Genomic DNA, 10,607 nt, shown 5'->3' on the forward strand with positions numbered 1-10,607 from the left:
CGTTCATGGCTGACGCATCCGGCTCCAGCCTTTATCCTTATCGCCCCCGCCGTATCGAGTTTTTGGAGTTTCACATGCCCCATGAAGGCAACCTGTTACAAGCCGCAGTCGTCTTTTTGTTCGCGGCGGTGCTCGCCGTTCCCTTGGCCAAGCGCCTGCAACTGGGGGCGGTGCTCGGCTATCTGTTTGCCGGGGTGATCATCGGGCCGTCGGTGCTGGGTTTGATCGGTAATCCACAAAGCGTCAGCCACATCTCCGAACTCGGGGTGGTGTTGTTGCTGTTCATCATCGGCCTCGAGCTGTCGCCGCGACGTTTGTGGGTGATGCGCAAATCGGTGTTCGGCGTGGGCCTGGCACAGGTGCTGCTGACCGGTTCGGTGATTGGCGTGCTGGCGTTGTTCGTGTTCGGCCAGTCCCTGAACAGCGCCATCGTGTTGGGCCTGGGTCTGGCGTTGTCGTCCACCGCGTTTGGTTTGCAGAGCCTGGCCGAGCGCAAGGAATTGACCAGCCCCCATGGGCGGTTGGCGTTCGCGATTTTGCTGTTCCAGGACATCGCCGCGATCCCGTTGATCGCGATGGTGCCGTTGCTGGCCGGCGGTGATCACACCAGCAGCGCGGCCGAAGATTTGAACCATGGCTTGCGGGTGCTGGGCAGCATCGCGGTGGTGGTGATCGGCGGGCGTTATCTGTTGCGCCCGGTGTTTCGCGTGGTGGCCAAGACCGGTCTGCCGGAGGTGTCCACCGCCACCGCATTGCTGGTAGTGATCGGCACGGCGTGGCTGATGGACCTGGTCGGCGTGTCCATGGCACTCGGCGCGTTCCTCGCCGGTTTGCTGCTGGCGGACTCCGAATACCGTCACGAACTGGAAGCGCAGATCGAACCGTTCAAGGGCCTGCTGCTGGGGCTGTTTTTCATCAGCGTCGGCATGGGCGCCAACTTGAGTCTGCTGCTCAGTGCGCCGGTCGTGGTGCTGGGGCTGACCGTGCTGCTGATCGCCATCAAGCTGCCGCTGCTGTTTGTGGTCGGTCGACTGGCCGGAGGGTTGGGCAAGGTTAATGCGATTCGTCTGGGGATCGTGCTGGCGGCCGGTGGTGAATTTGCTTTTGTGGTGTTCAAGATCGGCCGGGATCAGGGCTTGTTCGAACCGCGCCTGTACGACCTGCTGGTGCTGACCATCACCCTGTCGATGGCGCTGACGCCGCTGTTGCTGCTGGCCTGCGCAAGACTGGTCAAACCCAAGGTGCAACCGGTGGAGGTGCCGCAGAAGTTCCGTGAAATCGACGCCGACACGCCCCGCGTGGTCATTGCCGGCATGGGTCGTATGGGGCAGATCGTGGCGCGGATTCTGCGGGCGCAGAACATCAAGTTCATCGCCCTCGACACCTCGGTGGAAACCATCGAACTGTCCCGCAGCTTCGGTGGCGTTCCGGTGTTCTACGGCGACCCGATGCGCCCGGAAATCCTCAGCGCCGCCAAGGTCGAGCAAGCGGAGTTCTTTGTGATCGCCACCGATGATCCGGACACCAACATCAAGACGGCCGAGGTGGTGCACAAGCTTTATCCGCACATCAAAATCATCGCCCGCGCCCGTAACCGTCAGCATGTGCACCGCTTGGTGGATGTCGGGGCGCAGGCGGTGCGGGAGACCTATTACTCCAGCCTGGAAATGACCCGGCGCACCCTGGTTGGACTGGGGCTGACACAAGCCCAGGCGGATGCGCGGATCAAGCGCTTTACCCATCACGACGAACAAGTGCTGGAGGCTCAGCACGCGGTGTATGACGATGCCGCCAAGGTAATGCAAACGGCGCAGGAAGCGCGGGCGGAACTGGCGAAGTTGTTTGAGTCAGATCAGCTGGAGGAGCAAGCAGGTAAGGTTTGAGGTGACAGTGATGGCTTCATCGCGAGCAAGCTCGCGATGAATGATGACGCAGCGTTCGAGGCAACCCTAACGTCCAGGGAAACTTATCGCTGACGCTCGTTGACACCCGCACTAAATCCCTTGGGCAACATGCGCGTGAGCGTGTTGTCGCGAACCCAGTAGTGATGGACCAACCCCGCCGCCGCGTGCAAACCGATCAGCCAGTAACCGGCACTGCCGAGCCACTCATGCCAATGCTTGAATTGCTTGGCCAGCACGGGATCAACCGCCACGGGCGCCGGCAGGAAAAACTCGAAATACGGCATCGGCTTGCCACCGGCGGCCAGCATCAACCAGGCCAATAGCGGCGTTGCAATCATCAGCACATACAGCGCCAGGTGCATGAGGTGCGAGACGCCGGTCTGCCAGGTTGACAGGGCCGGGGTAATCGGTGGCCGGGGCGTGAGGCGCCCGAGCAGGCGGACCCAGACCAACGCAAAAATGCTCAATCCGAATAAGCCGTGAAGCCCCAGGAAAAGGCCCCTCGAATCACTTCCACGGGGCAGTAGCCCTTTGATCTCGATGCAGCCATAAACGCCGACGAACAGCGCCAACATCAGCCAGTGCAAGGTGATCGAGAGTTTTCCATACCGGTGTACTGCTGAATCTGGGGTCATACAGAACCTCGTGTAGATCGGTGGCGGCTGCCGACTCATTTCGTGCAGCCTGGATCCGGTTTCGTCGAACCGACCGGCGCCACCCTGCCTGTCCAGTCTTAAGACAATCTGAAGATAACCTTCAGACTTCGTTAAGAATCGCCTTTGATACTCCCCCCAAACTGACTCGGGGAGGCGTTCTTGCCCATGCACGATTTTGACTGGAACATCCCTCTGCCCCTGCACTTCGGTCAAGCCGAAACCTCGCAGATGAGTCTGGCCAGGGCCTTGCCGGACGATACCCAGCGACCCGTCTTCGAAGCTTTTATCCAGCAGCGTTTTCGCAAGGCCCATGGCGCCGATATCCGCCATTTCATGCCGCAACTGTTCGGCCTGAGCGATGAGTCCGACACGCTGTGTGCGGTGGCCGGCCTACGACTGGCCAGTACCGAACCCTTGTTTCTGGAGCGTTACCTGGACGAGGCGATCGATCCGCTGATCAGCGCCGCTGCCGGCCAACCGGTGGACCGGGCCGGGATTGTCGAGGTCGGTAACCTCGCCGCCAGCGATACCGGCAGCGCGCGGCTGAGCATCGTCGCCATCACCTATCTGTTGGCCATGGGCGGGCTGGAATGGGTGGCGTTCACCGGCAACATCGGGCTGGTAAACAGTTTTCATCGCCTGGGTTTGAAGCCGGTGACGCTGTGCGCCGCCGATCCCGAGCGGTTGGGCGACGACCGTCACCACTGGGGCAGTTATTACGAGAGCCAGCCATGGGTGCATGTCGGCAACATCCGCGCCGGTTTCATTCATCTGCGCAACATCGGCCTGTTCAATCGCCTGGGGCTGCCAACCTCCCTTGAGGAGTCCAGCCATGTCGCCTGAAATGGAGCGTTTCAAACAAACCCTGCGTCATCACGCCGAACATAAAAGCAGCGCGATTGCCTTGTGGGGCGATCAGTTGAAATTGGACTACGCCACGCTGTATGCCGAGGTCATGGATCGCCAACAGCGACTGCGCGATGAGCACGTCAAGGTGGTCGCGCTGGCTCTGGACAACGGCACCGAGGCAATGCTCTGGGACCTGGCCATCCTGTTCGAAGGCCTGATCTGCCTGACATTGCCGCCCTTCTTCAGCCCGGCACAACGCATCCATTGCCTGGAACAGAGCCAGGCCGAACGGGTGATTGCCGAACCGGAACTGGAAGCCGAGCTTCAAGGAGCAGGCTATGAGCACAGTGGTGAATTCTGGCGTCGTCCCTTCAGCGACCCGAACCTCATACCTGAAGGCACCGCCAAACTCACCTTCACTTCCGGCACCACCGGCACGCCCAAAGGCGTGTGCCTGAGCGCCGAAAGCCTTTTGCGGGTGGCCCGTGAGCTGGATCAGGCGAGCAAGCCCACCCACCCGCGACATCACCTGGCACTGCTGCCCCTGGCGATCCTGCTGGAAAACCTCGGCTGTTATGCCGCGCTGTATGCCGGCGCGACCCTCAGCGTGCCGAGCCAGAAAACCCTGGGCATTCAGGGCGCCAGCGGTGTCGATGTGCCGCGCTTGTTGGGGTGTCTGGCCTCCCGCGCGCCCGAGAGTTTGATCCTGGTGCCACAGTTGTTACTGATGCTGGTCAGCGCCGCCGAGCAAAAAGCGTTCAACCCCCAATCGTTGCGTTTTGCCGCCGTGGGCGGTGCGCGGGTTTCCGAAGAGCTGCTGCACCGTGCCCAACGCATCGGCATGCCGGTGTACGAGGGTTACGGGTTGTCGGAATGCGCGTCGGTGGTGTGCCTCAATCGCCCGGGAGCACACCGCCCCGGCAGCGTCGGCCGGCCCCTGCCCCATGTCGAAATTCGCCTGGCCGACGACGGCGAAGTGCTGGTCAAGGGCTCGACCCTGCTTGGTTATCTGGGGCAAGCGCCCCACCACGATGAATGGTGGCCGACCGGTGATCTCGGCGAATTCGACCCGGAAGGTTTTCTCTACCTCAACGGGCGCAAGAAACATCAGTTCATCACCAGTTTCGGCCGCAACGTCAACCCGGAATGGGTCGAGGCCGAACTCACCCAGCGTCGCCATATCGCTCAGGCGTTCGTCTACGGCGAAGCGATGCCGAGCAACCACGCCCTGCTCTGGCCCCATCGACCGGACTGCACCGATGAAGAGCTGGCCACCGCCGTAGCCGAGGCCAATGAGGCCTTGCCCGATTACGCCCAGGTTCATCACTGGACCCGTCTCGATCAACCCTTCACCCCCGCCAACGGCTTGCTGACCGCCAATGGCCGACCGCGCCGCGACGCCATCGTCGAGCGTTACCGGGCGCAGCTCACTGAATCCGTTTTCCCCGAGGTATCTGCACCATGAGTTTTTTCGACACCCTGCAAGAAGCCACTCATCAGGAACGCCACGAGCTGTTCAATCTGCCGATCATCCGCGATGCCCTTCAGGGCAACGTGAGCCTGGACAGCTACCGCGCCTTCCTCACCCAGGCCTACTACCATGTGCGCCATACCGTGCCGTTGATGATGGCGTGCGGCGCACGTCTGCCGCAGCGTCTGGAATGGTTGCGCAAAGCGGTGTGCGAGTACATCGAAGACGAATACGGTCACGAACAGTGGGTGCTCGACGATATCGCGGCCTGTGGCGGTGACAAAGACGCCGTGCGTGATGGTCGTCCATCGCTGCCGATCGAGTTGATGGTCAGCTTTCTTTACGACCTGATTGCCCGGGACAACCCGGTGGGCCTGTTCGGCATGGTCAACGTGCTGGAAGGCACCAGCATCGCCCTGGCCACCCACGCGGCCGCCAGCATCCGCGAACGCCTGGCGCTGCCAGAAAGCGCCTTCAGCTATCTGAGTTCCCACGGCTCACTGGATATCGAACACATGCAGACCTACCGCCGCTTGATGAACCTGCTCGAAGACCCGGCCGATCAAGCCGCGGTGATTCATGCCTCGAAGGTCGTGTACACGCTCTACACCGACATGTTCCGCGGCCTGCCGCGTGATGGGGAGAATCTGCATGCGCCCGTCTGAGACGCGCGTGGTATTGACCGGCGCCAGCGGCGGCATCGGCCTGGCCATCGCCGGCACCCTGTGTGCCAGTGGTGCACACGTATTGGCCGTAGCCCGACATCGAGAGTCGCTGGAGCCCTTGCTCGAGCGCTACCCGGAGCAGTTGCGCTGGGTCGGGGCGGACCTGACCCTGCCCGATGACCGGCGCAAAGTGCTGGCGGCGGCCGAGGCCATCGGCGGCATCAACCTGCTGATCAATGCCGCGGGCGTCAATCACTTCGCCATGCTCGAACAGCTCGATGACAGCGAGATCAACGCCATGCTCGCAGTGAACGTCAGCGCGCCAATCTGCCTGACCAGGCTATTGCTGCCGCTGCTCAAGCAGGTCGAGAGTGCCATGGTGGTGAACGTCGGTTCGACCTATGGTTCCATCGGCTACCCCGGCTACGCCAGCTATTGCGCCACCAAGTTCGCCCTGCGCGGTTTCTCCGAAGCCCTGCGCCGGGAACTGGCCGATACCCGGATCAACGTGCTCTATGTCGCTCCCCGGGCAACCCATACCAGCATGAACAGCGCGGCGGCCCAAGCGCTGAACGATGCGCTCAAAGCCAATGTCGACGACCCGCAAACCGTCGCTTCGGCGGTCATCCACGCCATTGCCGGCGACCGTCGCGACTTGTACCTGGGCTGGCCTGAACGCTTTTTCGTGCGCCTGAACAGTCTGTTGCCGCATCTGGTGGACCGTGGCTTGCGCAAGCAATTGCCGCTGATCCGTCGCCTGAGTCAGAAGCCCGATAAGGAGAGCCTCAAACCATGAAGAAAATCCTCACCTGCTTGTTGCTCGCCGTGCTGAGCCAAAGCGTCTGGGCGCTGGAAGCCGCCGATCAGCAGCGCCTCAACGCCATTCAACAAAGCTGGGCGCACATCCAGTACGAATTGCCCGCCGAACAGCGCAGCGCCGCCTTCGAAAAACTTGCAGCCCAGGCTTCCGCGTTTACCCGGGAACGCCAGTCCCTGGCTGAAGCGTGGATCTGGTCCGGTATCGTCACCAGCAGTTGGGCCGGCGCCCAGGGTGGCCTCGGTGCCCTGAGCAAGGCCAAGGCAGCCAAAGTCGATCTGGAAAAAGCCTTGGCCATCGATCCCAAGGCCCTGCAAGGCTCGGCCTATACCAGCCTCGCGGCACTGTATGATCGGGTGCCCGGCTGGCCTATCGGTTTCGGCGATGCCGACAAGGCCGAACAGCTGTTGAAGCAGGCCCTGGAACTGAACCCGACCGGCATCGACAGTCTGTACTTCTGGGGTGATCACCTTTACCGTCAAAAGCGCTATGGTGAAGCTCGGGATGCGCTGCAAAAAGCCCTGCATGCCGCGCCCCGTCCTGGCCGGGAAAGCGCCGACGCCGGGCGTCGCAAAGAGATCGAAGCATTACTGGGTGACGTAAACAAGAAACTCGACTGACAGGAGTCCCGTGTGCGCTTATTACTGATCGAGGATGACGTGGCCCTTGGCGAGGGCATTCATCAGGCGCTGGGCCGTGAGGGTTACACCGTCGACTGGCTGCAGGACGGCAGCAACGCCTTGCATTCACTGCTCAGCGAAACCTTCGATGTGGCCGTGCTCGACCTCGGCCTGCCGCGCATGGACGGTCTGGAAGTGCTACGCCGCTTGCGTGACAGCGGCTCGAACCTGCCGGTGCTGATCCTTACCTCCCGGGATGCCACTGAAGACCGCATCGCCGGGCTGGATGCCGGCGCCGACGATTACCTGGTTAAACCCTTCGATCTGGCCGAACTCAAGGCTCGCCTGCGAGCTTTGTTGCGCCGCAGTGCCGGTCGCGCGCAAGTGCTGATCGAACACGCCGGCATCTGCCTGAACCCCGGCACCCAGCAAGTCAGTTATCAGGGCGAACCGGTAGCGCTGACGCCCAAGGAATATCAACTGCTCCATGAATTGCTCTCGCCTCCGGGCCGGGTCATGACCCGCGATCACCTGATGCAACTGCTTTACGGCTGGAACGAAGAAGCCGAAAGCAACACCCTGGAAGTGCACATCCATCACCTGCGCAAGAAGTTCTCCACCGATCTGATCCGCACCATTCGTGGGGTGGGTTATCTGGTGGAGGAACGTCGATGACCTCGATCCGACGTCGCACCCTGACGCTGATCATCGGCCTGATGCTGACGGGGTTGGCAATCATCAGTGTGTTCAACCTGCACGACAGCAATCACGAAATTGCCGAAGTCTACGACGCCCAACTGGCACAGAACGCCCGACTGCTGCAGGGTGTGATGCGCATGCCGCTGGCCAGCCATGAACACGCCGAACTGTATCAAGCATTCAACAAGGCCTTGAGTGAAGCGGCGCCGGGAGTCGATGGTCACCCCTATGAAAGCAAAATTGCCTTTCAGGTGTGGAATCGCAAGGGAGAAGTGCTGGTGCACACCGCCAGCGCCCCCTCCTTCACCGTGCCGCCGACGACACATGGTTTCAGCGATGTGGTGGATTTGAACAACCGTCATTGGCGGGTGTTCGTGCTCGAAGACAAACAGAATGACCTGCGCATCTGGGTCGGTGAACGGGATGATGTGCGTGCGGACCTGGTCGACCGGATCGTGCGTCACACCCTATGGCCCAATGTGCTTGGCAGCCTGATACTGGCGGCCATGGTCTGGCTGGCCATTGGCTGGGGGCTCAAACCCCTGGCCGATATGGCGGCAACCTTGCGGGCACGGCACAGCGGTTCTCTGGAGCCGTTGCAACTGACGCCGTTGCCCAGCGAACTGGAACCGATGCAAGCGGCGCTCAATCGCATGCTCGCGCAAATTCAAGAGGTGCTGGGCCGTGAGCGACGCTTCATCGCCGACGCCGCCCACGAATTGCGCACGCCACTGGCTGTGTTGCGGGTGCATGCGCAAAACCTGCTGGAGGCCGGCACGGAACAGGAACGTCGTGAGTCCCTGGCGTTTCTGATTGCCGGGGTCGACCGCGCCAGTCGTCTGGTCAATCAGTTGCTGACCATGGCCCGTCTCGAACCCAAGGCCGTGACGCCGGTGCTGCACAGCATCGACCTGAGTGAAACCGTGCGCGCCAGCCTGGCCCAGCTCACACCCTGGCTGCTGAGCAGGAACCTGGAATTGGCTTTCGACGCCGAGGACCGGCCTTTCAAAGTCCTCGCCGACGCCGGCACCATCGACATCGCCCTGAACAACCTGGTCAGCAACGCGGCGAATTTTTCGCCGGAGCATGGCGTCATCACCGTGCAACTGAGCCAGGACGACGGGTTCTACAACTTGAGCGTCCAGGACCAGGGACCGGGCATCGACGAAGCGGATCGCGCACGATTGTTCGAACGCTTTTACAGCCGTGGAAACACCGGCGGCGCAGGCTTGGGACTGGCCATCGTCAACACCATCGCGACGCAGCTGGGTGGGCGGATTACCCTGGTCAACCCACCGGAAGGCGGGTTGCGGGCGACGCTGTCGATTCCTGTTGACCGGCACCATTGAACACTCTGTGGCGAAGGAGCTTGCTCCCGCTGGGGCGCGAAGCGGCCCAAAAAAAGGGACCGCTGCACAGCCCAACGTCAGTTACCCACTCACCACAGCAGAGCGCATCTATTTGGGCAGATCAATCTTATCCAGCACCCGGTTCGCGGTGATCTCCGCCACCATGATGCTGTTTGAAATGCCCAGCAGGGCGTAGCGCGACTCACCCTCCAGATGATCCACCAACTGATGGACCATCACATCGACCGAGGCCAGTGTCTCGACCAAAAAAATCGCCAGGGTTTCGGTCGTGGCCTCTGGGGCCACAGCAAACAGCCTGCTGGGTTTACGCGCGGTGGCTTTGATGTCGGCATTCGACGGAAAGTGGAAGTTCAGAGCCCGCTCGGCGGCCTCGTTGAGCTTCTTTGAATCGGGTTCGTACGGGGAGACCGGATCGGCGTCCGGCGGATTGGGTGTGACCTTGAACATATTCTGAGTTTCCTATTGGGTGCCACCCCTCTTGCGACTAAACGAGAGGGGAGGCAGCTGCACGCAGGTTAGTCGACCGGGAAACTCAGAAATCCGGCGCGCCCGAAGGCGCCCTACGTACAGCTACCATCAAGTACAGGAATGAAAGACCTGCATGACAGATGCACGCACAACTGAGTTAACGCGGGCGACTAAACCCGATCACTGATGGGCAGTGACGGGAATCAAGTTACCGAGCGGGCCCAAGGCGCACAAGCCGGCGGATTCTGTCTTACGTGTAGGGGGTGGCGCAAGGCGTTGTAGCCTTTGGATGGTAACGGCAAGCTTCATTTAAACGATCGCGATTGTTCTTGTTTAAGCGCAAGAAAGCTCGCCGTTAACAAGCAACGATTAGAACTATTGCGAAGAGATCTAATGAACTGTCAGTTCTAACAGGTCACTTTCAGTTTGGCCGGGGCTAAGCTGCGTCCACTGGAATGAGTTGAGGTGTTCATCATGTCTCGCAATCGTTACCTGTTGCCGCTGGGCGTTCTCTTGTTGGCGACGCTGCCGGTGTTCCGCGATGTCCAAGGCGGCCAGTGGACGCCCTTACAATCCGAAGTGAACTTCCAATGCGACAACGGCGTCACGACGCTGGGCTACAGTGTTTATGTTGTCGGCAACCGTCCAGAGTTAGGGAATTGGGATCCGACCAAGGCCGTAAAGCTTGCCCCTACTGCCTATCCAACATGGACCGGCAAGGTACTTTTCCCAGGCACGGACGATGGCAAAGATGTGGAGTGGAAGTGTGTCGTGCGCAACGAGACCATACCGACCGACGTGCAGAAGTGGCAGAGCAATCCCAACAACATAGTGAAGGTGACTTTCAAAACAGCGAGTGTCGGCACGTTCTGAGGCGTGAGTGAACATATGGGAAAGTGAATCTGTCATTCTTCCGAGATCAAAAAATCGCAGCCTTCGGCAGCTCCACACTTATCCCCGGAGCGAGGCTTGCCCGCGAAGGCATCAGGTCTGGCACACTGCGTTATCGTTCTTCGCGGGCAAGCCTCGCTCCTTGTATGTTGGCCGAACACCCGGCGAGAGCAGCTAAGCTCCTCGGTGTTGTCTCA

The 10,607-nt window shown here is 60.9% G+C and carries 11 protein-coding genes; 9 read left to right on the top strand and 2 right to left on the bottom strand.

What is annotated here, in order from left to right:
- The first annotated feature begins 74 nt into the window (after positions 1-74).
- Positions 75-1,883 (top strand): monovalent cation:proton antiporter-2 (CPA2) family protein, encoded by a 1,809-nt coding sequence (locus tag AC1RL4_RS28240; RefSeq protein WP_019579430.1) that lies wholly within the window; start codon positions 75-77, stop codon positions 1,881-1,883.
- A gap of 83 nt (positions 1,884-1,966) precedes the next feature.
- Here the strand turns inward: AC1RL4_RS28240 and AC1RL4_RS28245 are convergent, their stop codons facing one another.
- Positions 1,967-2,539 carry a cytochrome b gene (locus AC1RL4_RS28245; protein ID WP_019579431.1) on the bottom strand — a complete coding sequence of 191 codons (573 nt, stop codon included), beginning with the start codon at positions 2,537-2,539 and terminating at the stop codon, positions 1,967-1,969.
- 186 nt (positions 2,540-2,725) lie between these two features.
- Here AC1RL4_RS28245 and AC1RL4_RS28250 point away from each other — a divergent pair, with 186 nt between their 5' ends.
- The 7 genes from AC1RL4_RS28250 to AC1RL4_RS28280 are packed head-to-tail and all read left to right on the top strand — an operon-like array spanning position 2,726 to position 9,030.
- Complete coding sequence (locus tag AC1RL4_RS28250) at positions 2,726-3,403, top strand: thermostable hemolysin (protein ID WP_230172451.1); 678 nt, start codon at positions 2,726-2,728, stop codon at positions 3,401-3,403.
- Positions 3,393-4,874, top strand: coding sequence for an AMP-binding protein (locus tag AC1RL4_RS28255; RefSeq protein WP_230172450.1), 1,482 nt, complete (start codon positions 3,393-3,395; stop codon positions 4,872-4,874). Before AC1RL4_RS28250 ends, AC1RL4_RS28255 begins: the two co-directional genes overlap by 11 nt.
- On the top strand, positions 4,871-5,545 hold the full coding sequence (locus tag AC1RL4_RS28260) for an iron-containing redox enzyme family protein (protein ID WP_028940235.1): 675 nt from the start codon (positions 4,871-4,873) through the stop codon (positions 5,543-5,545). The genes AC1RL4_RS28255 and AC1RL4_RS28260 overlap by 4 nt, the downstream gene beginning before the upstream one ends.
- Positions 5,532-6,341 carry an SDR family oxidoreductase gene (locus tag AC1RL4_RS28265; protein ID WP_028940234.1) on the top strand — a complete coding sequence of 270 codons (810 nt, stop codon included), beginning with the start codon at positions 5,532-5,534 and terminating at the stop codon, positions 6,339-6,341. The genes AC1RL4_RS28260 and AC1RL4_RS28265 overlap by 14 nt, the downstream gene beginning before the upstream one ends.
- Entirely contained in the window at positions 6,338-6,982 is a 645-nt protein-coding gene (locus tag AC1RL4_RS28270; RefSeq protein ID WP_019579435.1) for a tetratricopeptide repeat protein, read from the top strand. Before AC1RL4_RS28265 ends, AC1RL4_RS28270 begins: the two co-directional genes overlap by 4 nt.
- 12 nt (positions 6,983-6,994) lie before the next feature.
- Positions 6,995-7,657, top strand: a complete 663-nt coding sequence (locus AC1RL4_RS28275) for a response regulator (protein ID WP_018929746.1) — start codon at positions 6,995-6,997, stop codon at positions 7,655-7,657.
- Positions 7,654-9,030 (top strand): ATP-binding protein, encoded by a 1,377-nt coding sequence (locus AC1RL4_RS28280; RefSeq protein WP_230172449.1) that lies wholly within the window; start codon positions 7,654-7,656, stop codon positions 9,028-9,030. Before AC1RL4_RS28275 ends, AC1RL4_RS28280 begins: the two co-directional genes overlap by 4 nt.
- Positions 9,031-9,138: 108 nt before the next feature.
- Here AC1RL4_RS28280 and AC1RL4_RS28285 read toward each other — a convergent pair whose 3' ends face one another.
- Positions 9,139-9,498: a DUF6124 family protein gene (locus AC1RL4_RS28285; protein WP_019579437.1), complete on the bottom strand. Its 360-nt coding sequence runs from the start codon at positions 9,496-9,498 to the stop codon at positions 9,139-9,141.
- A 495-nt stretch (positions 9,499-9,993) separates the two neighbouring features.
- On the opposite strand from AC1RL4_RS28285, the gene AC1RL4_RS28290 reads away from it, so the two are divergent.
- Positions 9,994-10,392, top strand: a complete 399-nt coding sequence (locus tag AC1RL4_RS28290) for a carbohydrate-binding module family 20 domain-containing protein (RefSeq protein WP_230172445.1) — start codon at positions 9,994-9,996, stop codon at positions 10,390-10,392.
- Positions 10,393-10,607 lie beyond the last annotated feature (215 nt).

Source organism: Pseudomonas sp. GW822-FHT07A10 (assembly GCF_058798795.1).

Excerpts from the sequence above, each read along its gene's own strand:
- AC1RL4_RS28280 (WP_230172449.1), top strand. The coding sequence starts at position 7,654 with ATGACCTCGATCCGACGTCGCACCCTGACGCTGATCATCGGCCTGATG.
- AC1RL4_RS28285 (WP_019579437.1), bottom strand. The coding sequence starts at position 9,498 with ATGTTCAAGGTCACACCCAATCCGCCGGACGCCGATCCGGTCTCCCCG.
- AC1RL4_RS28250 (WP_230172451.1), top strand. The coding sequence starts at position 2,726 with ATGCACGATTTTGACTGGAACATCCCTCTGCCCCTGCACTTCGGTCAA.
- AC1RL4_RS28255 (WP_230172450.1), top strand. The coding sequence starts at position 3,393 with ATGTCGCCTGAAATGGAGCGTTTCAAACAAACCCTGCGTCATCACGCC.
- AC1RL4_RS28240 (WP_019579430.1), top strand. The coding sequence starts at position 75 with ATGCCCCATGAAGGCAACCTGTTACAAGCCGCAGTCGTCTTTTTGTTC.
- AC1RL4_RS28245 (WP_019579431.1), bottom strand. The coding sequence starts at position 2,539 with ATGACCCCAGATTCAGCAGTACACCGGTATGGAAAACTCTCGATCACC.
- AC1RL4_RS28290 (WP_230172445.1), top strand. The coding sequence starts at position 9,994 with ATGTCTCGCAATCGTTACCTGTTGCCGCTGGGCGTTCTCTTGTTGGCG.
- AC1RL4_RS28265 (WP_028940234.1), top strand. The coding sequence starts at position 5,532 with ATGCGCCCGTCTGAGACGCGCGTGGTATTGACCGGCGCCAGCGGCGGC.
- AC1RL4_RS28270 (WP_019579435.1), top strand. The coding sequence starts at position 6,338 with ATGAAGAAAATCCTCACCTGCTTGTTGCTCGCCGTGCTGAGCCAAAGC.
- AC1RL4_RS28260 (WP_028940235.1), top strand. The coding sequence starts at position 4,871 with ATGAGTTTTTTCGACACCCTGCAAGAAGCCACTCATCAGGAACGCCAC.